The sequence below is a fragment of the Streptomyces vulcanius genome (assembly GCF_042653945.1).
Lineage (GTDB): Bacteria > Actinomycetota > Actinomycetes > Streptomycetales > Streptomycetaceae > Streptomyces > Streptomyces mangrovi.
Genome location: NZ_JBHSFK010000051.1, coordinates 12,527 through 33,083, shown reverse-complemented (window position 1 = coordinate 33,083; position 20,557 = coordinate 12,527). Strand labels below are relative to the sequence as shown.

Sequence of the window (20,557 nt, the reverse complement as noted above, 5' to 3'; positions counted from 1 at the left end):
AACGTCTTTACTTCTTTACACGAACAGTCTTTGTGGACCGCGTCTCGAGAGTCATCTCGTCGGCCTCCGCGACCTTCGCCTTCAGTCGCACAGTACCTGTCGTGGCATCGACCACGTCCACCACCTTCGCAAGCAGTTTCGCAGTATCCGCGTTCCCCGAGACACTCGCGAGCTGGACGGCCCTGCCCAGTTTGGCCGTGGCTCCGTCCATGTCGCCCGCTTTGCGGAGGTCCAGCCCCTGCTGGATGACCTCTGCCAGTTCGGCCTGTCCCGTGTAGTGCGCGACCTGCGGATTGATCGAGGTCGAGGCGGCCATGTCGTCGGTCCACACGGCCCGGACCAGGCCCTGCGCTCCCAGGTTGTGAACGCTTCCGTCCGGCTGCGGGACGATCAGTGAGACGCGCGCGGCCAGCATCTCCTGGCCCAGGCTCGCCACCGGGACCTCGACGCACACGTGGTAGTCGCGGGACTCGTCGCCCCAGGAGCCCGTGGGGTAGTCGCCCGCGCGCGGGCCCGCCTCCGTACGGCGGTCGGTCAGCTCCTCGACCGTCGGCGCGACCTGCTTGACGAACTTGACGGCGGTGCCCTGCGGGGTCCACAGGCGCAGCGCGACGTCCGCGACCTCCTTGCCCATGGCCGTCTCCATCATGCGCGTGAAGTCGGTGGCGAGACCGGACGGGTCGGCGACGATGTCGGCGGTGCCGAGCAGGGCGGAGGCGATCCCTGTGACTTCTTTCACTTCCCAGTCGGTGCCCACACCGCGGGCGTCACAGGTGAACCGGCCCGCGCAGTCGTCGAGGGCGGCCTTGAGGTCGGTCGGCGACTCGTGCTCGTTGCGGCCGTCGGTGAGCAGGATGCCGTGCCGGATGCCGACGCCGGCGGTGGACAGCAGCCGGTCGGCCAGCCGCAGCCAGGTGCCGATCGCGGTGCCGCCGCCCGCGCTCAGCCGGCGCAGGGCCTGCTTGGCCTGCTCGCGGGTGGCGGCGTCGGCGACCGCGAGGCGGCCTCCGCCCGGGTAGACCTCCTTGGCCACGTGCGTGCCGCCGACCACCGCGAAGTGCGTGCCGTCGCGCAGGGTGTCGATGGCGGCGGCCGTGGCGTCACGGGCGTTGCGCATCTTGGTCGGCGGGTAGTCCATCGAGCCCGAGCAGTCCACCATGATCGCCACGGCGGCGGACGGGCCCTGGCCGGGCGCGTACAGATGCGGCGCGCCGACCGCGCTGCCGGTGGTGCCGCCGCCGGTGGCGGTCACCGTGACGATCGCGTTGACCTCACGGCCGCCCTCCGGGAGGTACTCGTTCTGGTAGACGTCCACCGAGAACTGCGGCACGTTCGACTTCGAGAAGTTGGCCATGGCTGATCGAATCCCCCTCGCTGGATACGGACCGGTCCCCTCCGGTCCGCGGGCGTGATCCCGTTGTTTCCCCGTTTGGGCGCCCTGAGTCGTTCTCAGGCGTTTCCTGCCCCCTGGGCGGGGGCCGGGAACGGCAGAACGGCCACTGTTACGTTGTCGTGGCCCCCGCCGTCGAGCGCGTGACCGACCAGGACCCGCGCGCCGTGCAGCGGCCGTACGGCGGCGTCGAGGGGGACGGCCTCCGCCATCTCCTCGGCTCCTTCCGCGTAGTTCCACAGGCCGTCGGTGCACACCACCACCACACCAGGCCGGTCCGGCTTGAAGGAAGCGGTGTGAGGCTCCAGTTCGTACGCGTCGGCGCCGAGCCAGCCGGTGATGGCGTGGGCGCGCTCGTCGGCGTAGGCCTCCGCCTCGCTCATCAGGCCCGCGGCGACCATCTGGGCGGCCCAGGAGTCGTCCTCGGTGAGCCGGGCCGGGGGCGTGGCGCGGTCGGCCGGGACCCAGTAGACCCGGCTGTCGCCGACCCAGCCGACGACCAGCAGCCCGGACGTGACGACCGCGCCGACCAGTGTGCAGGCGGGGGCGTTCTGGTGCGGGGTGTGCTCGCGGGCGGTGGCGGGCTCGTCGGCCAGCGCGTTGACGGCGTGCGAGGCGGCGACGATCGCCTCGTGCATCGCCTGCTGCGGATGCGTGCCGTGCGGCAGGGCGGCCAGCAGGGACTCGCTCGCCACCCGGGCCGCGGCCGTGGAGGCGTCGTCGGGGCGCGTCGCCGACGACACGCCGTCGCAGACGATCGCGACGAGGGCGGGGGTGCCGTCGGGCAGCGCGGTGTGGCCGAGGCCGAAGGCGTCCTCGTTGCGGTGGTGGCGCAGACCGCGGTCGCTGACGGCGGCCAGCGGGCCCGACTCCAGCTCCATGTGGTCGCGTTCACGGGGCTGGGCGTGCCCGCAGTTCTCGCAGTAGCCGTCGTCGTCCACCCGCCCGGCCCGGCAGGCCACGCACACCTTCGCCGCCTCGGCGACGGCTGCGGCCTCGGCGGCCACCCGCGGATCCGGAGCCTGTAGGGGGTACTCCTCGGGCTCCGGGGGCCGGTCGAACCGGACACCGGAGACGGCGGAACCGGGGCTGCCCGGCTGCGGAACGGCCCCACCGGGGGGCGGGGGCACAGGGCCACCCGGAGACGAAGACATGGCGGCACCTGCAGACGGGGGGAGCGGAACGCCCGGGGGCGGGGGGAGGGGAACACCATGGACACCATGGACCGACGCGTGCGGAGATCCGGGCGGGGGCACCGGAAGGGCCGCGCCGGCGATCCCGGCGGAGCCGGGCACACCGTGGACACCGGCCGGCCCGCCGGCGCCGACCGGGCTCACCCCCGACCCGTTCATCGTCAGGGTCGGGTGATCGGTCGGCCGGGGCGGTACGGCCGTCAGGTCGTATCCGCACGCACCGCAGTAGCGGTCTCCCGCGTCGAGCGGCTCCGCGCAGCTCGGACACGTCGGCAGTGCGGCCTGCCGGGGCATCTGGTACATCAACTACACCCACGTCCGGGGGCGGTAACGGTTGGCACGTTCCACCAGGTCGATCCTCTCCTCACCGCCGGTCGCCAGCCGGGCGAGCGTGCGGTACGAGCGCTCCAGGCCGAAGCGCAGCCCCCGCTCGTCCGGTTCGCTGCCGAGCAGCGGCCGTCGGGTGTCGGGACCGGCACCCTGGCCCCCGGAGAGTATCCAGTCCAGCGCGCACCCGAGGACTTCCGCCGACAACTGCTCCCGCCGGGTCGGGTCGAGCCCGTACGCGTCCAGCGCCTCGACCTGCGCCGCGCCGGCGGTGAGATCCTCCTGGAAGGGTACGTCGTCGGCGGCGGCCGTCCGCCGCCGAAGCCGGGCCCGGACGGCGGCCACGCGCGCGGCGGTGTAGTGGATGGACGACTCCGGCACCGACTCCAGGGTCCGTACGGCGGCCCCGCGGTCCCCCGCCGCGAGCTGCACGCGCGCGAGGCCGAACGCCGCGCTCACATAGGACGGGTCGGTCGACCACACCAACTTGTAGTACTCGGCCGCGTTGTCCAGCTGGCCGAGCACCTCCGCGCACAGGCCGAGCGCCAGCTTGGGCGCGGGCTCGCCCGGGAAGGCGTCGTAGATCGCGTCGAAGGCGAGCGCGGCGCCCTCGTGGTCGCCGGTGACCAGCCCGGCCAGGCCTCTGTACCAGACGACCCGCCAGTCGTCGGGCCGTTCGCCCTCCAGCGTGCCCAGAGCGGTCAGGGCGGCCTGGTGGTCGCCGTTCTCCAGCCAGGCGCGGACCTGCCGCAGCCGGGTCTCCACGGACGACGACGGCACCGCCCCGAGGGCCGTGATCAGCTCGGTCGGCGCGGAGGCCAGCAGGCCCGCCAGGAAGCCCGCGTTGGGGTCGCCGGGGTCGACATGCGGGACGGGCAGCGCGAGGGCCGCGGCGGGCGCGGGGACGGTCTTCACGAGCGCCGCGGAGACAGCGGCCGCCGACTCCGAACTCCCGTTGGTCCCAGGCGACTTGGCGATACGTGTCCCCAGCCGCGACACCTCGCCGTCCAGCCTGGGGAACAGCTCCGTGTCGGTGACCTTCACCTCGGGCCCGAACAGCGTGGACAGCGCAGGGCGGGCCCGCCCGCTCTGCAGCGAGACGACCTCGCGCAGCACACCCGTCAGCTGCTCGGCCATCTCCTGCGCGGAGGCGAACCGGCGGGCCGGGTCGGGGTCGGTGGCGCGTACCAGCAGCCGGTAGAACGACTCGTACTGCCGGAAGACCTCGATGTTGTCGGGGTCGGGGAGGGAGTCGGCGAAGACGGTCGTGTAGCCCTGGAAGTCGAACGTCATCACCGCGAGCGTGCGGCCCACCGTGTAGAGGTCGGAGGCGACCGACGGGCCGACCTCCGCGACCTCGGGCGCCTGGTAGCCGACCGTGCCGTAGATGGCCGACTCGTCGTCGTCCATACGGCGCACCGCGCCCATGTCGATCAGCTTGAGCTGGTCCTCGGTCTGGATCGCGTTGTCGACCTTGAAGTCGCAGTACAGCACGTTGCGGCTGTGGAGGTGACCGAGCGCCTCGAGAGCCTCGATGCCGAAGGCGCAGGCCTGCTCGACCGGCAGCGGGTCCCGCTTGCCCTCGGCCGTGCGGCGGTCGTTGGCGATCTCCTTGAGGGACTTTCCGCCGACGTACTCCATGACGATGTAGCCGTCGAGGGAGCCGGTGCGCTGGTCGAGGTGCTCGACGAAGTTGTAGATCCGCACGATGTTGGAGTGCTCGATCTCCGCGAGGAAACGCCGTTCGGAGATCGCGGCGGCCATCGCGTCCTGGTCGCCCGTGTCGAGGAGGCCCTTGAGGACCACCCAGCGGTCGGAGACCGCGCGGTCCACCGCCAGATAGATCCAGCCCAGGCCGCCGTGCGCGAGACAGCCCGCGACCTCGTACTGGCCGTGCACGACGTCCCCGGACTTCAGCTTCGGGACGAACGAGTACGGGTTGCCGCACTTGGTGCAGAAGCCCTCCGTGCGGCCCTCGCGCTCGCCGCGCGAACGGCCCACCGGCGCGCCGCAGTCGGAGCGCGAGCAGAACCGCTTGCGCTCGGGCACCTCGGGGTTCTCGAGGACCATCGCGCGCGGGTCGGGGCGCGGCACCTGCGGCACCGTGACCAGGCCGACGCCGAGCCGGGCCCGCCCGGAGGAGCCGGCCGTCGAACCGGAGCTGCGCACCGACACCGAGCGGCCCGTCGACTTGCCCGACACGGAGCGCGAGAGGCGCCCCGACACCGAGCGCCGCGACTTCGCCGACTGGGACGACGTACGGGAGCTGCGGGCCGAGCGCGCCGAACGGGCGGAGCGCGCGCTGCCGCCGCCCGCCGCGCCGCTCGCGGAGACCACCGGGGCGAGCCCGCATGTGTCGCAGTACAGCTCGCCGCCGCCCACGTCCTCGTACGACCCCTCGCAGCCCGGCCGCTGACACGACTGTCCTGCCTGACTCATGGCTACCGCTCCCCCCTGTGGTCCTCGGGTCCGCCCTGCTCGGGCACGCGCGGGGCGGCCAGCAGTTCGGCCGCCGCCCGCTGGTAGCGCAGGACGGCCTGTTCGGCGACGCGCAGATCGCAGGGCGCGCTCCACAGCATGCGGCGCGCCACGTCGTAGCGCTCGATGAGGAACCGGTCCTCGGCGAGCCCGTGCCGGGCGACCTTCGCCTTGTACGCGTCGAGGCGCCCGCGCAGCTCCGCGCGGACCGCGAGCGGCGCGGTGACCGCCGTCAACGACTCGCGGGCGCGCAGCAGTTCGTCCTCCGCCTTCTGCTCCAGGGACTCCAGGAGCGGGGACAGCCGGTGCCACTGCGCGTGTCTGCGGTACTCGGCGGCCGTCGCCAGCTGCTCCTGGAGCACGGTCGGCGGTCCGCCGACGACCGGCACCTCGGTCGCGGCGATCTTCGCGAGCACCTCGCCGCGCGCGTTGCGCGCCTCGGCGAGCGTCCGGTCCGCGCGGCTGAGGACGTCCCGCAGCCGCAGCAGCCGCTGCTCGGCATCCTGACGGACCGTCAGCACGGCGTCGATCTCCCGCCGAACGTCCTCCAGCGCGCGTGCCTCACGGTCGTACACCGTGGTGTCCGGGCGTCCGCCGCCGGGCGCCGAACTGCCCTGCGCGGGCACCCAGTACGCCAGTGGATCCGACACCACCTGCTCACGCAGGTGCGTGAGGGTGTACGTGATGCGCTCCAGGTCGTCGCCCGCCGGGTGCTCGCCGGGCCGCACGCCCACGGAGTGCGCGAGACGGCGGGTGCGCTGGAGCTCCGCGGCCAGTAAATCTATCCGCGCGGGCAGCGCCGACCACACCGCGTCGGCGGCGACCACCATGTCCAGCGACGAGGCGTACAGCTCGTTCATCCGGTCGACCAGACCGGCCAGCGAGAAGCTCTCGCTGAGCCGGCTCGCGCCGATCAGCGTCGGCGCGTTCGCCGCGGCCGTCGTCGAGCCGGCCACCGTGACGGACTCACCGCGCAGCAGCTCCGTCAGCTCCACCAGGTCCTCACGGCTGGACCAGCGGCGGCGCGAACGGATCTCCCGCGCGGAGCGCAACGCGTCCGCGTACGCGTCGAAGTACGCCCACAGCAGGGTGATCGACGCCTCCGCGGACGCCCAGCGCTCCTTGGTGACCCCGGTGAGCTGCGCGCCTTCGAGGAGCCTGCGGCCCGCGTGGTCCTGCAGGGCGAGGAGCGAGGTCTCGATCGCCTCGTGCTCCGCGCCGAGCCGCGCCAGCGCACGGTCCACCTCGTCCCGGTCCATCACCGGCCCGGGGGCTCCCGTGACGCCCATCGATCACCTCTCCGCTGCTGTGTCGGTCGTTCGGTCGTTCTCCGGTCGCGTGTGCCCGCCTGCTTGCCTGTCTGCCCGTCAGGTCTTGCGGAGATACTTGGGAGAGGGCGGTTTCGAGGTCGCCGCGTCGTTCCCCAGTGTCGCCGACAGCCATCGGTCGTACGAGGTCTGCCAGCCGCTCGCGCGGTACTCCACGAGGATCTGGTTGACCCGGCGTACCAGGTCGTTCGCCGTCTTCTTCATCGCCACGCCGTAGAACTCGGTGGTGAACGGGGCGCCCTTGAGCTCGACCGTCGGGTCCTGGGCGGCCTGGCTCGCCGCGAGCGCGCCGTCGGTGACCACCGCGTCGACCTCCCCGAGTTGCAGCCGGACCAGGCAGTCCAGCTGATTGGGGACGACGGTGGTGAGGTCGACGCTCTTGGGTATGACGCCCTTGTCGCGGTCCCGGGTCAGCTGGGTGTTGGCCGTCGAACTGGCAGCCGTGCACACCTTCTTCTTCGCCAGTGTGTCGTTGTAGCCGGTGATCGTCGAGGACTTGGGGGCGAGGACCTGCTGCCCGGTCTTGAAATAGGGCGCGGAGAACGCGACATCGTTCAGCCGTTCGCAGCTGATCGTCATCGTGCGCACCACCATGTCGACCCGGTTCTCCTGGATCGCCGGGATGCGCTGGTTGGTCGGGATGGCCTTGAACTGGACCGCGTCCGGGTCGCCGAGGATGTCCTGCGCTATCCGGTGCACCAGGTCGATGTCGAAACCCTCCAGCTCCGCGCCCGTGTTGTTGGGGTCGCGGTAGCCCCAGCGGTAGCTGTTCTGGTCGACGCCGACGATCAGCTTGCGCTTCTCGCCCTGCCGGGCCTTGATGGCGGCGATCGTGTCGCCGTCCGCGCCGGACGGCGACAGCGTCTGGTTCTGCGGGTCCGTGCAGGTGGCGTCGGCCGCCTGGCTGCCCTCGGCGACACCGGGGCCGCCCGAGGCCGTGGAGCCGTCGCCGGTCGACCGGGTGGTCAGCGGCAGCAGCAGGACGCAGGCCAGCGCGAGGGCGCAGACGGCCGCCATCGCCCCTACGCCGCCCCAGCCCCTGAGACCGGCCCGCACACGTCGCGCAAGCATCGTCACGCCCCCTCTCACCGGTACTCCGACAGCCTGCGGCCGATGCCGAGGACCGCGCCGGCCGCGCCCAGGACGGCGAGTACGGCTGCGCCGACCGCCAGCCCCGTGAACGCGCCCAGGCCGTCCCCGGCCGCCCGCGCGAACTCGGCCTTCTCGTGGCCGAGCGCGTTGTCCAGGTTCTTGTCGACGCTGTCGAAGCACGCGCCGGTCGCGTCCTTGCCGCCGATCACCATGGCCAGCGCCTGCTCGTAGTTGCCGTAGTCGTCCTGCTCGCGGGCCGCGGTGTGGCGCTCCTTCCACTCCGCCATGTTGCTCTCCGCCGACTCGACCGGCCGCTCTCCCGCCTGGTCGTCGGCGAGCTTCGCCGCCAGGGTGAGGCCCTTGCCGAGGGTGCCGATGTCGGTGGCGAAGTCGTGGTCGAACTTGTCGACCGTCTCCGTCTTGCCGTCGGTCGTCACCTTCACCGTCTCGGCGCCGCGCGCCACCAGGGTCAGGTTCTCGTTGCCGCGCGCCTTGAGGGAGGCGATCCGCGCGTCCTGCAGCACGTTCATCGAGCGTACGCCGTTGTCGTACGAGTCGTTCAGACCCGCGCGGGCCACGCTGTGGCCGACGACCAGCCACAGCAGTACGACCGTGACGGAGGCCGTGGCCGCGACCAGGCCGTGGTTCAGGACCCGGTTCGTACGGCGGTAGTTGCGGTGCTGCGCCCAGACCAGGCCGGCCAGCACGAGGACGCCCAGCGCGATCGCCGCCCACGGATAGGGCGTCGCGTCGCCGTAGTCGGCCTTCAGGCGCTGGTTCTGCTTCTTGTACAGGTCCTGCGCGGCCGGGAGCATCTCGCCCTGCATCTTCTCGTTCGCGTACCGCAGATAGGCGCCGCCGACGGGGAAGCCCTGCCGGTTGTACGTGCGGGCCTGTTCGACCAGGCCCTTGTACTCCGGGAGCAGCTTGTTCAGCTTGGTGATGGCCTCGGCGGACGGGGAGCCGGGGTCGGAGTTGTTGGCCGCGGTGACCAGCCTGGCCGCGGCCTTGTCGATGTCGTCCTCGTAGCGCTGCCGGGACGCGGCCGTCTCCGTGCTGCCGGCCAGGAAGCCGCTGGAGGCGGTCGTGTTGGCGTCCGCGAGGGAACGGTAGATGTCGGCCGCCGCCGCGCTCAGCGGCTGGCTCCTGTGCAGCACGTCGTCGGCGGCGGCCTCGCGGTCGGTCACCTGCCACGCGGTGACCGCGCCGAACGCGACGACCAGGACGGCGAGGACGGCGCCGATGATCCGCAGCCGGCCGGGCTCGGTGGTGGCCGCCGCACGTGCCTTGTCGACGCCCTCGGCGAAGGCCGTCCGGCGGGTGGGCGGCGGTAGTGTACTGGTCGTTGGCGGGTTTGCCACTTTCTGACCTCCCCCGTGGTCACGTTCTCGCCGCAAGTATTGCGGGCGGGAGTGACAATGCGAACCCGCTTGGCTGGATCTTGATCAGATCGCAGTCACCCTCTGCCCTTGAATACGCTTTGGGCGGGTGTTCGGTTCCTTCACGGGGGGTGTCGTGTCAGGTTATTTCTCGAAGAATTCCCTGGTCCTGTCCTGTGCCTCCGCTCCTGCTCCCAGTCTGTCGAGGCCCAGCAGCGCGGCACCCAGCACCGGGCGCGCCTTTACCACCCTCGCCACCGCCTTGGGTGCCTTCTCCGCCAGGAGGGTTCGTACGCCGTCGTCCAACTGGTCGTGTCCTGCCGTGAGGACGCCGCCGCCCAGGAGGACCGGGGTTTCCTCCTCCAGGAGTTCCAGGCGGGTCAGGGCCACCGTCGCCATGGTCACCACCTCCTCGGCCAGGCGGTCGACGATCCTGCGGGCGAGCGGGTCGCCCTCCGCCGCCGTCGCGAACAGGACCGGGGTCAGTTCGTGACGGCGGATGTCCGGGATGTGTTCCAGGTGGAACGCCTCGATCAGGCCGTAGACCGAGGAGAGGCCGAAGTGGGCGGGGAGGGTGCGGGTGAGGGCCGTGTGCGGGCCTCTGCCGTCGGCCGCCCGCGCCGCGTGCCAGATCGCCTCCTCGGCCAGGCCCCAGCCCCCGCCCCAGTCGCCGGAGAGGCGGCCCAGGGCGGGGAAGCGGGCGGTGCGGCCGTCCGGGCGCATGCCCACGCAGTTGATGCCGGCGCCGCAGACCACGGCCACGCCCCGGGGGTCGGGGACGCCCGCCCGCAGGATCGCGAAGGTGTCGTTGCGGACGTCCACCGACGTGCCCCACGCGCGTGCGTGCAGGGCCGCCGCCAACTGCTCCTCCTCCACCGGCAGATCGGCGTTGGCGAGACAGGCGGAGACATGGGCCACCGAGGTCACGCCGGCCGCGGTGTACGCGCGCGTGACGGTGTCGGCGAGGTCGTCCACCGCGGCGGTGACGCCGACCGCGGGAGGCCGGAAGCCGCCGCCGCGCGCCGTGCCGAGCACCTGCCCGTCGGCCGCCACCACCGCCACGTCGGTCTTGCTGTTGCCCGCGTCGATGGCGAGGACACTTGCGGTCAGGCCCACGCGAGGTGCTCCCGGTTGTGTGCGATCAGTCGGTCGGTGAGCTGCTCGGCGTACTCGTACTGGCCGACCAGGGGGTGGGCCAGCAGGGCGCGGAAGACACGGTCCCGGCCGCCGCGCAGGGCCGCGTCCAGGGCGAGGTCCTCGTACGTCGTCACATTCGCGGTCAGGCCCGCGTAGAGGGGGTCCACGGAGGTCACGGGGAGCGGGGAGGCGCCCTTCTGGCCGATGGCCGCCTGGACCTCGATCACCGCGTCGTCGGGGAGGAAGGGCAGCGTGCCGTTGTTGTACGTGTTCACCACCTGGTAGGTGCTTCCGGTGCCGGTGAGCAGCGCGGCGGCGAGGTCCACGGCCGCCTCCGAGTAGAAGGCGCCGCCCCGCTTGGCGAGCAGCGCGGGCTTCTCGTCGAGCGCCGGGTCGCCGTACATCTCCAGCAACTGCTGCTCCATGGCCGCGACTTCGGCGGCACGCGAGGGCTTCGTACGGAGTTCCCGTACGACCTCGTCGTGGGCGTAGTAGTAGCGCAGGTAATAGGACGGCACGACGCCCAGGCGGGCCAGGAGGGGGAGGGGCAGGCGCAGGTCGGCGGCGATGGCCTCGCCGTGGTCGGCCAGGAGTCGCGGCAGGACGTCCTCGCCCTCGGGGCCGCCAAGACGTACCGCAGTCTCCCAGGTGAGGTGGTTGAGGCCCACGTGGTCGAGGTGGACGTCGGCCGGGGTGACGTCCAGGAGGGCCGCGAACTTGCGCTGGAGGCCGATCGCCACGTTGCACAGGCCGATCGCCTTGTGGCCGGCCTGGAGCAGGGCGCGGGTGACGATGCCGACCGGGTTGGTGAAGTCGATGATCCAGGCGTCCGGGTTGGCCCGGCGGACGCGTTCGGCGATGTCCAGGACGACCGGGACCGTGCGCAGCGCCTTGGCCAGGCCGCCCGCGCCGGTGGTCTCCTGGCCGACGCAGCCGCACTCCAGGGGCCAGGTCTCGTCCTGCTGGCGGGCCGCCTGGCCGCCGATGCGCAGCTGGAGCAGGACGGCGTCGGCGCCGTCCACGGCCGCGTCCAGGTCGGAGGTCGTGACGATCCGGCCGGGGTGGGCCTGCTTGGCGAAGATGCGCCGCGCCAGCCCGCCCACCAGCTCCAGGCGTTCGGCGGCCGGGTCGACCAGGACCAGTTCCTCGACGGGGAGGGAGTCCCGTAGCCGCGCGAAGCCGTCGATCAGTTCGGGGGTGTAGGTCGAGCCGCCGCCGACCACGGTGAGTTTCATGTCTGGTTAACCCTTTACTCCGGTGAGGGTGACACCTTCGACGAACGCCTTCTGGGCGAAGAAGAACACGAGGATCACGGGGGCCATGACCAGCACGGTGGCCGCCATGGTGAGGTTCCAGTCGGTGTGACGCGCGCCCTTGAAGGACTCCAGGCCGTAGGAGAGGGTCCACGCCGCCGGGTTCTCCGAGGCGTAGATCTGCGGGCCGAAGTAGTCGTTCCAGGCGTTGAAGAACTGGAACAGGGCGATGGCGGCGATGCCGGGCTTCGCCATCGGCAGGATGACCTTCAGCAGCGTGCGCAGATCACCGCAGCCGTCCACCTTCGCCGCGTCCACGTACTCGTTGGGGATGGTCATCAGGAACTGGCGCAGCAGGAAGATCGAGAACGCGTCGCCGAACGCCATCGGAATGATCATCGGCCACAGTGTGCCCGTCAGGTCCAGCTGCTTCGCCCAGAACAGGTACATCGGGATGACGACCACCTGCGGAGGCAGCATCATCATCGAGATCACCAGCATGAGCGAGAGGTTCCGGCCCCGGAAGCGGAACTTGGCCAGCGCGTACGCCACGGGGACCGACGAGACGACTGTGAGGACTGTTCCCAGTCCCGCGTAGATCAGGGTGTTCTTCCACCAGGTGAGGAAGCCGGGGGTGTCGAAGACCTTCCGGTAGTTGGCCCATTCCCAGGTGTGCGGGATCAGGTCGCGGCTGAGCGCCTGCGAGTCGCTCATCAGGGAGGTCAGGAAGACGAACACGAAGGGGAGCACGAAGAAGAGGGCGGCGGCGACCCCGAGGGAGTGGATCGCGATCCACTCCAGGAGAGCCCTGCGCCGGGCGGTGCGCTCGGCGGGCGAGGCGGGGCTCTTCAACTCCACCGGCCGGTCCAGTACTTGAGCCATGTCAGTCACCTGCCTGGATGAGGCCGCCCTTGCGCCGCATCAACAGCGCGGTGAACGCCATCGACAGGGCGAACAGGACCAGGGCGACGACACAGGCGGAGCCGTAGTCGAAGCGCTGGAAGCCGAGGTTGTAGACGAGTTGGGGGAGGGTGAGGGTGGAATGCTCGGGGTAGCCGGGCTCGAAACTGGTGCCCGCGCCCTGGATCACGCCCGAGGCGACCTTTCCGGCCACAAGTGGCTGCGTGTAGTACTGCATCGCCGCGATGACGCCGGTGACGACGGCGAACATGATGATCGGGGAGATGTTGGGGAGCGTGACGTAACGGAAGCGCTGCCACGGCGTCGCGCCGTCCAGCTCGGCCGCCTCGTACTGCTCCCTCGGTACGTCGAGCAGCGCGGCCATGAAGATGACCATCAGGTCGCCGACGCCCCACAGGGCGAGCAGGGTGAGGGCGGGCTTGGACCAGCTCGGGTCGTTGAACCAGGCCGGAGCCGGGATGCCGATCTTCTCCAGGATGGAGTTGACCGGTCCCGTACCGGGGTTGAGGAGGAACGCGAACGCCATGGTCGCGGCCACCGGCGGGGCGAGGTAGGGCAGGTAGAAGAGGGTGCGGAAGACACCCGTACCCGTCTTGATCTTCGTGATGAGCATGCCGATCCCGAGCCCGAAGAGGACCCGCAGAGTCACCATGATCACGACCAGCCACAGGGTGTTGCGCAGGGCGGGCCAGAAGTAGGGGTAGGACTCGAAGACGTACGTCCAGTTCTTCGTCCCGCTCCAGGTCGGCGGCTTGAAGCCGTCGTAGTGCATGAACGAGAAGTAGACGGTCGAGATCATCGGGTACGCGAAGAAGACCGTGAACCCGATCAGCCAGGGCGAGAGGAAGGCGAGGGTGCGCAGTGCCTGTTTCCGCTGCTTCGCAGCGAGGCCGGAGCGCCGGCGCTCCGGCCGCAACGTGAGGGTGTCCGTCATGGTCACTTCGCCTGCGCGATGTCCGTGTCGATCTGCGCGGCGGCCTTCCGCAGTCCGGCCTGAAGGTCGGTGAGCTTGCCGCTCTCGTAGTCGAAGCCGACCTGCTGGATGGTCGTGAGGTACACGCCGCCGTTGATCGAGGACGGGGCGGTGGTCGAGTCCGGGTTCGCGGCGATGTCCAGGAACGTCTTGAAGCGCGGGTCGTACTTCAGCTTCGGGGACTTCAGGGCCGCCAGCGTGGAGGGCACGTTGTGGATCGCGTTGGAGAAGCCCACCACCGCGTCCGTGTCGGTGCTGATGTACTTCACGAACTCCCAGGCCGCGTTCTGCTTCTTGCTGGTGGCGGCGATGCCGGCGATGGTGCCGGTGATGTAGCCCTTGCCGTACTGGTCCACCTCGTCGTCCGCGACGGGCAGCGGGGCGACGCCGATCTCGAAGCCGGGCTTGGCGTCCAGGGCCATTCCGAGGCGCCACTCACCGTCCAGCTGCATGGCCACCTGGCCGGTCTGGAAGGGGTGCTTGGGGCCCCACTCGTCGCCCAGGCCGGCGCGGTACTTCTCCAGCTTCTTGTAGCCGCCGAGTTCGTCGACGAGCTTCTTCTGGACGGTCATGGCGTCGGCGACGGCCGGGTCGGTGGCGATCGTCGACTTGCCGGAGGCGTTGAAGTAGGACGGCCCGAACTGACCCATGTAGTGCTCGGTCGTGGTCTCCCAGCCGTGGTAGTTCGGCATGAAGCCGAGCTGCTTGTACGAGTCGCCCTGGGTGATCGTCAGCTTCTTGGCGTCGGCCTCGAACTCGGACCAGGTCTTGGGCGGGCTGGCGATGCCGGCCTTCTCGAACGCGGTCTTGTTGTAGTAGAGGCCGTAGGCGTCGCCCAGCAGCGGTACCGCGCAGCGGTTGAGCTCGTACTGCGTGTACTCGTTCATCGCCTTCGGGAAGGTGCTGTTCGCGTCGATCCCCGACTTCTTGAAGAACGGGTTGAGGTCGGTCAGCGCGCCCGAGGAGCAGAACTTGCCGACGCTGTTGGTGGTGAACGACGAGATCACGTCGGGCGCCTTGCTGCCGCCCCCGCGCAGGGCCTGGTTGATCTTGTCGTCGGTCATGTTGCCGACGACGTTCACGTGGATGTTGGGGTGGGCCTTCTCGAAGCCGGCGACCAGCGCCTTCACGCCCTTCACCTCGTTCGGCGCGCTCCAGGCGTGCCAGAAGGTGATGGTCGTGTCCTTGGACGCGTCGTCGGAGGCGCCGGAGGACGCCTGGCCGGTACAGCCGGCGGTGAACAGAACTGCGGAAGCAGTCAGGGCAAAAGCCGTGTTTCGGGCGGCTGAGGGTATGGCTGAGCGCATGACGGGGTCTCCCAGGTGGGCGGGGGTGATGAGGTGAGGTGAGGGAAGAGGGGCCGTGCGGGGAACAGCGGTGGTGCGGGTGTGCGGGGTGCGGGTGGGGCCGGTGGTGCGGGTAGGTCAGCGGGAGGTGTCGAAGACCTCGTCGCGGGTGGCTGACAGCGCGCTCTCCAGCGCGCCGCGCAGCACGGGATGGGCGGTGACGTCGCCGACGACCAGCTTCGGCCGGGACGCGGCGAGTTCCTCCAGTTCGGCCTGGACGAGGGCGCGCAGCACCTCGCCGCCGGCCGTCAGGGAGGCGCCGCTGAGGACGACGAGTTCGGGGTCGAGGACGGAGACGAGCGAGGCGAGACCGGTGGCGAGCCGGGTCGCGTAGGTCTGGAGCAGCAGCCGGTGCAGGACGGTGTCCTCGGCGACGGCCCGCTCGACGAGTGCGGCGGCGACCTCGGCGTACGGCCCGGTCGGGATGCCGCTCATGCCGATCTCCAGGGCCAGCCGGGGGATGGCCTGCGAACCGGCCAGCTCCTGGTAGCCGCCACTGTTGGCTTTCGTCACCTGCCGGACCAGGGGTACGCCCGGAACCGGAAGGAAACCCACCTCGCCCGCGCCGCCGGTCCAGCCGCGGTGCAGCCGGCCGCCGAGGACCAGGGCGGCGCCGAGGCCGCCCTCGTTCCACAGCAGGACGAAGTCCGCGTGGTCGCGGGCCGCGCCGAGCCGCTGTTCGGCGAGGGCGACGAGGTTGACGTCGTTCTCGTACTCCACCGGCATCGGCAGCGCGGCGGCGAGCTCGTGGAGCAGGCCGGCCGCGTGCCAGCCGGGGAGGTGGGAGGCGTAGCGCAGGCGGCCCGTGTTGGGGTCGAAGGCGCCGGGGGTGCCGATGACGAGCCGGTGGACGTCGTCCCGGGCGAGCCCGGCGGCCTTCACGGCGCCGTCGAGGGCGTCGGTGACGTGCTGGACGACGGTTTTCGCGGACTGTCTGCCGGGGGTGGGCAGTTCGTGGGAGCCGACCGTGCGACCGGTGATGTCGGCGACGGCGGCGCGGATGCGTTCGGGGGTGACGTCGAGCCCCGCGGCGTACGCGGCGGCCGGGTTCACCTCGTACAGCTGGGCGTTGGGGCCGGGGCGGCCCTCGGTGGTGCCGGTGGCGAGAACCAGCCCCGCCGCCTCCAGTCGGGCGAGGAGCTGGGAGGCGGTCGGCTTGGACAGCCCGGTGAGCTTGCCGATGCGGGTGCGGGAAAGGGGGCCGTGCGTGAGCAGGAGGTCCAGCGCGGCGCGGTCGTTCATGGCGCGCAGGACGCGCGGGGTGCCCGGCGTGCCGGCGGTTCCTGCCATGGGGTCGACACCTGCCTTTCTGAGCTGTCCAGCTTCTCAGCGCCGTGGGACGCCAGTCCACTTCCGGTCATTGTTAGGAAAGTTTCCTATCGGTGGAAGGGAAGGTAAGCCCGGCATGAAGCGGGCGTCAAGGCAAGAAAACGGAAACCGCCCCCGAGGCAACGGAGTCGTTACCTGGAGGGCGGTCGGGTGGTGCGGGTGTTACCTGTGCGGGCGTTACTTCACCTGGACGTAGTCCCCGGCGGCCGTCTTGGCGGCGGTGGTGGAGGTGCCGGCGAAGACGAAGCGGTAGTAACCGCTCTTGCTCGCCTTGACGGTGGTGGAGAGGGCGCCTCCGGTGCCGGAGGTGATCCCCTTGACGTTCTTGTAGGTGCTGGTGCCCTTCGCCCTGAACTGCAGGGCGACCTTCTGGCCCTTGTACCCGGTGTACTTGCCGCTGTTCCAGTCGGCGCGGGTCAGCTTGCCCTTGACGGTGAGCGTCTTGCCGGCCCTGACGGGCTCCGGGGCGGCGTCGACCGTCAGCTTGGAGGCGCGCTGGACCTTCGCCCGCGCCGAGTTGGCCCACAGGTCGTAGCCGAGCTCGAAGCTGATGTGCCCGTCGGAGTCGTCGTCGTCCTGGTCGATACGGCTGTAGAAGCCCGCGGCCTTCCAGGTGGTGGCGTCGGCGGCCTCGGAGAGGCTTTCCTCCGGGTCGATGACGATCGTCTCGGTGCAGGACTGGGTCACCGTGGTGTCGGTGGTGGACGTGGTGGTGCAGGTCGGCACGGTCTCCGGCTCGACCAGGTTCTCCTGGGTCTTCAGCGTGCCGCGGTAGAGCATGACAGCGGCGAAGTTCGTCTTGTAGTCGATCGTCAGGTCGGCCGGGCGGGTCAGCGTGTACGTGACCGGAACCTTCACCGCGGCGGTCGTCCCGACGACGATCGCCTTCCCCTTGTTGACCGTCACACCCGCGAACGTCAGGTTCGGCGAGGCCGCCTGCGCGGCGGGCGCGGTCAGTACCCCCAGAGCCAGGGCACCGGACAGGGCGGTGCCTATGGCGAGTTTTCTCATCAATCCCCACATTCGAAACGGGCCCCTGGGCTTTGCGCTCCAGAACAAGGGCCCGGATACATGGGGTGACGATATGTGGTGGTGTGGCGTGGAGGAAGGGCGGGGCGCCTGTGAAGATCCTTAGAGGTCTTCCTCGAACGAGTGTGCTGAATCGTTCGCCTACTTCGGTGCCGCCGTAGGGGTCACGCGCTGCGGTGCGATCGGGGAAGCCGCGGCCACCTGCGGGGAGTCCGTGTTGGAGAAGACCGAGGGGGCCGCGACCGCGGCGGTCGGGTCGGCCGCCTCCACGTCCTCGGTGGCGGTCGCGCCGCCCACGATGCGGATGTCCGCCGCGTCGAAGGCCCGCTTGACGCGCCAGCGCAGCTCCCGCTCGACGGAGAGGGACTTCCCGGGCATGGTCTTCGCGGAGACGCGCACGACCATCGAGTCGAGCAGGACGCTGTCCAGGCCGAGCACCTCGATCGGGCTCCACAGGAGCTCGTTCCAGGGTTCCTCCTTGCTCATCTTCTCGGCGACCGCGTCCAGCGTGGCCTTGACCCGGTCGAGGTCCTCGGACGACTTGACGGTGACGTCGACACCGGCCGTCGCCCAGCCCTGCGAGAGGTTGCCGATCCGCTTGACCTCGCCGTTGCGGACGTACCAGATCTCGCCGTTGTCGCCGCGCAGCTTGGTCACGCGCAGCCCGACCTCGATGACCTCACCGCTGGCGACGCCCGCGTCGATCTGGTCACCGACGCCGTACTGGTCCTCGAGGATCATGAAGACGCCGGACAGGAAGTCCGTGACCAGGTTGCGCGCGCCGAAACCGATCGCGACGCCCGCGACGCCGGCGGAGGCCAGCAGCGGGGCGAGGTTGATCTCGAAGGTGGACAGGACCATCAGCGCGCCCGTGCCGAGGATCAGGAAACTCGCCACCGAGCGCAGCACCGAGCCGATCGCCTGGGAGCGCTGACGGCGGCGTTCGTTGTTGACCAGCAGCCCGCCCAGCGTCGTCCCGTCGGCCGACTCGACGGTGTGGTTCATGCGGTCGATGAGCTTGGTGATCGCCCGCAGCACGAACTTTCTCAGCACCGCCGCGATGACGAGGATCAGCAGGACCCGCAGACTGATCGCGAGCCACGTCGACCAGTTCTGCTCGACCCAGCTGGCCGCGTTGGTCGCGCTCTCCTGGGCGTCCTGGAGGGACGGGACGGTCACCGCGGTCGGGGACTCCGAGGGAGTCGGCGACGGCGACGGACCGGCGGCCAGTAGGACGGCGGACAAGGACACGGCGGGCACCTCCAGGCACGACGTCTGCCTCCGGCGCGGCGGTCACGGTCGTCAGGTCTTCAAGGTCACGAAAAGGTCACCGGAAGGGCAGCACCACCACACTAACGGGGCATTGTGAGCGCTTCGCCGTGATGTGTGAAGGAGAGACCGGCCTCACCCGTGCTTGAACAGGCCACAGCGTGGGGGATGAATCCTGGTGTGGTCGAAAACACTCCCAGCCCGTTACCGGGACATGGTGGCGCGTCCACCAGGCAAGAGGGGAGACTGACTACAGATCGTCCCGGCGCGAGCCACGCGCCGCCGACGCCCAAGGAGGCATCCGTGCCGCATGTCCTGGTCCTCAACGCGTCGTACGAGCCCCTCGGCGTCGTACCGCTCCGCCGCGCGCTCATCCTCGTCCTGGAGAACAAGGCGATCTCCCTGGAAGAGTCAGGCGCCTTTATGCACAGCGCAACCGTCACAGTCCCCGCACCCAGCGTGGTCCGGCTCAAGCGATTCGTCCGGGTTCCCTACAGGGGGCCCGTTCCTCTCACCCGTCGAGCGCTCTTCGCGCGGGACGGGGGCCGGTGCATGTACTGCGGTGGCGTCGCAACCAGCGTCGACCACGTCATCCCACGCAGTCGCGGGGGCCGACACGTGTGGGACAACGTGGTGGCGTCGTGCCGTCGCTGCAACCATGTCAAAGCAGACCGCCATCTCGTCGAGATCGGCTGGCGGCTGCGTCACAAACCCGCCCCGCCCACTGGCCTTGCCTGGCGCATCATCGGCACAGGCCATAGGGACCCGCGCTGGCTGCCGTACTTGCAGCCATACGGCGCGGACGACGCCTTGGCCCGGATCGACGGCATCTCCGCCTGACGACCCGGGCTTCTTCATGCCCCGTGGCACCCGCTGTGCAGGCCGGTTCGCCACGGGGCCTCTGACGAGTGCCCGGACCGGGCCCCGGACCCGGGAGTCCCCTGCGCCCCCGGCCCCGGAACCGCCCCCCGGCCCCGGCCCCACTCACGCGTACCGCAGCTCCGCCGGACGGACCGAGCGGCGCAGCAGCGGCAGCGAGGTGGCCGCGGCCAGCACACACGCCGTGTACACGGCGACCGGCACCAGCAGCGCCGGCCACGGCGTGCCGGCGTCGGCGGAGCGGTGGCTCGCCAGCGAGGCGTACCAGAGGCCGACGGCCATCCCTCCGGCGCCCGCGAGCAGCACCGCCGGCGCGAGCGGCAGCGCCGTCTCCAGGAGCAGCGTCCGCCCGAGCACCCGCCGTGGCACCCCGGCCGCCGTCTGCGCGGCCAGCCCCCGGCGGCGGCCGGCCAGTGATTCGGCGGTGCCGACGGCGAGCCCGCCGAGGGTGATCAGCAGGGCCACCAGGATCGCGGCGGCCGTGAGGTCCAGTCCGGTGGTGTAGAAGGACAGGTTCGCGCCGAGGGTGCCGTCGCGCTCCATCTCACGCAGGGTGGCCTGTGTCGACCTCCGCGGTCAGGGTGGTGAGCCGGGCCGCCGTGGTGGTCATCCAACGGAGGTCGGCGTCGAGGTGGTTGAGGGCGTAGTCGGCCGAGAGCACGGTCGACAGGTCGGCGCCCTGGGCGGTCTTGACCGCCGTGAGTTCGCGCATCCGCTCCATGTGCGCGGTGCGCTGGGCCCGCAGGTACGTCGCCGCGTCACCGCCGGCCAGGATCGAGACGACGACCTTGGCGAAGATCTCGTTCGTCACGAAGGGCGCGGGCGGGGCGATCTGCCCGGCCCACTCGGCCAGCTCCAGCGCCCCCTCTCCGGTCGACCGGTACCGCGTCCGCTCCGGGCCGCCGTCGGCGTCGGTGCCGTCGACCTCCGCGAGCCCGTCCCGGACCAGGCGCTGCAGGGTCGTGTAGACCTGCCCATAGGCCAGCGGACGCGCCTGCGGGAAACGTTCGTCGTGCCGCCGCTTGAGGTCGTACCCATGGCTCGGCCCGGAGGCGAGCAGGCCCAGCAGGATGTGGCGGGTGCTCATGGCGATCATTATGCACTGGATACATGTACTGAGTGAATAGTGATCCTCATTGACACTCGCTCGACACTCGGTTGACCTGAAGCGCGGTCGAGGTTCTAGCGTCAGCCGGGTCGATCATCGATCGATCATCAGCTGACGGCGGGAGAC

Annotated in this window: 16 protein-coding genes and 1 pseudogene; 1 reads left to right on the top strand and 16 read right to left on the bottom strand. The window is 70.6% G+C overall.

What is annotated here, in order from left to right; translation table 11 throughout:
* Positions 1–7: 7 nt before the first annotated feature.
* The 14 genes from ACFPIH_RS48125 to ACFPIH_RS48060 all read right to left on the bottom strand — a co-directional run bounded on the left by ACFPIH_RS48125 (position 8) and on the right by ACFPIH_RS48060 (position 18,426).
* Positions 8–1,354, bottom strand: a complete 1,347-nt coding sequence (locus ACFPIH_RS48125; protein WP_381173254.1) for a vWA domain-containing protein — start codon at positions 1,352–1,354, stop codon at positions 8–10.
* A 95-nt stretch (positions 1,355–1,449) separates the two neighbouring features.
* Complete coding sequence (locus ACFPIH_RS48120; protein WP_381173252.1) at positions 1,450–2,886, bottom strand: PP2C family protein-serine/threonine phosphatase; 1,437 nt, start codon at positions 2,884–2,886, stop codon at positions 1,450–1,452.
* 3 nt (positions 2,887–2,889) lie between these two features.
* Positions 2,890–5,349, bottom strand: coding sequence for a serine/threonine-protein kinase (locus ACFPIH_RS48115; RefSeq protein WP_381173250.1), 2,460 nt, complete (start codon positions 5,347–5,349; stop codon positions 2,890–2,892).
* Between the two features lie 2 nt (positions 5,350–5,351).
* Positions 5,352–6,677 carry a hypothetical protein gene (locus tag ACFPIH_RS48110; RefSeq protein ID WP_381173248.1) on the bottom strand — a complete coding sequence of 442 codons (1,326 nt, stop codon included), beginning with the start codon at positions 6,675–6,677 and terminating at the stop codon, positions 5,352–5,354.
* A 78-nt stretch (positions 6,678–6,755) separates the two neighbouring features.
* Positions 6,756–7,787, bottom strand: coding sequence for a glutamate ABC transporter substrate-binding protein (locus ACFPIH_RS48105; protein ID WP_381173245.1), 1,032 nt, complete (start codon positions 7,785–7,787; stop codon positions 6,756–6,758).
* Between the two features lie 14 nt (positions 7,788–7,801).
* Complete coding sequence (locus ACFPIH_RS48100) at positions 7,802–9,169, bottom strand: hypothetical protein (protein ID WP_381173242.1); 1,368 nt, start codon at positions 9,167–9,169, stop codon at positions 7,802–7,804.
* A 162-nt stretch (positions 9,170–9,331) separates the two neighbouring features.
* Complete coding sequence (locus tag ACFPIH_RS48095) at positions 9,332–10,303, bottom strand: N-acetylglucosamine kinase (protein WP_381173240.1); 972 nt, start codon at positions 10,301–10,303, stop codon at positions 9,332–9,334.
* Positions 10,294–11,559 (bottom strand): 6-phospho-beta-glucosidase, encoded by a 1,266-nt coding sequence (locus ACFPIH_RS48090; protein WP_381173238.1) that lies wholly within the window; start codon positions 11,557–11,559, stop codon positions 10,294–10,296. Before ACFPIH_RS48090 ends, ACFPIH_RS48095 begins: the two co-directional genes overlap by 10 nt.
* A gap of 6 nt (positions 11,560–11,565) precedes the next feature.
* Positions 11,566–12,459 (bottom strand): carbohydrate ABC transporter permease, encoded by an 894-nt coding sequence (locus ACFPIH_RS48085; protein ID WP_381173236.1) that lies wholly within the window; start codon positions 12,457–12,459, stop codon positions 11,566–11,568.
* Position 12,460: 1 nt separating this feature from the next.
* Positions 12,461–13,432 carry a carbohydrate ABC transporter permease gene (locus ACFPIH_RS48080; RefSeq protein ID WP_381173234.1) on the bottom strand — a complete coding sequence of 324 codons (972 nt, stop codon included), beginning with the start codon at positions 13,430–13,432 and terminating at the stop codon, positions 12,461–12,463.
* 2 nt (positions 13,433–13,434) lie between these two features.
* A complete protein-coding gene (locus ACFPIH_RS48075) occupies positions 13,435–14,778 on the bottom strand; it encodes an ABC transporter substrate-binding protein (RefSeq protein ID WP_381173231.1) in 1,344 nt (447 codons plus the stop codon).
* Between the two features lie 117 nt (positions 14,779–14,895).
* Positions 14,896–16,107: an ROK family transcriptional regulator gene (locus ACFPIH_RS48070; RefSeq protein WP_381173229.1), complete on the bottom strand. Its 1,212-nt coding sequence runs from the start codon at positions 16,105–16,107 to the stop codon at positions 14,896–14,898.
* A gap of 216 nt (positions 16,108–16,323) precedes the next feature.
* Complete coding sequence (locus ACFPIH_RS48065; protein ID WP_381173227.1) at positions 16,324–17,157, bottom strand: hypothetical protein; 834 nt, start codon at positions 17,155–17,157, stop codon at positions 16,324–16,326.
* A gap of 159 nt (positions 17,158–17,316) precedes the next feature.
* Positions 17,317–18,426, bottom strand: coding sequence for a mechanosensitive ion channel family protein (locus tag ACFPIH_RS48060; protein WP_381173225.1), 1,110 nt, complete (start codon positions 18,424–18,426; stop codon positions 17,317–17,319).
* Between the two features lie 321 nt (positions 18,427–18,747).
* Between ACFPIH_RS48060 and ACFPIH_RS48055 the strand changes: the two genes are divergently transcribed.
* Positions 18,748–19,284: an HNH endonuclease gene (locus tag ACFPIH_RS48055; RefSeq protein ID WP_381173223.1), complete on the top strand. Its 537-nt coding sequence runs from the start codon at positions 18,748–18,750 to the stop codon at positions 19,282–19,284.
* A gap of 144 nt (positions 19,285–19,428) precedes the next feature.
* On the opposite strand, the pseudogene ACFPIH_RS48050 reads toward ACFPIH_RS48055, so the two are convergent.
* Positions 19,429–19,878 (bottom strand): annotated as a pseudogene (locus ACFPIH_RS48050) (FtsX-like permease family protein); the annotation flags it as partial.
* Positions 19,868–20,410, bottom strand: coding sequence for a PadR family transcriptional regulator (locus ACFPIH_RS48045; RefSeq protein WP_381173221.1), 543 nt, complete (start codon positions 20,408–20,410; stop codon positions 19,868–19,870). The pseudogene ACFPIH_RS48050 and the gene ACFPIH_RS48045, both read right to left, overlap by 11 nt.
* Between the last annotated feature and the right edge of the window lie 147 nt (positions 20,411–20,557).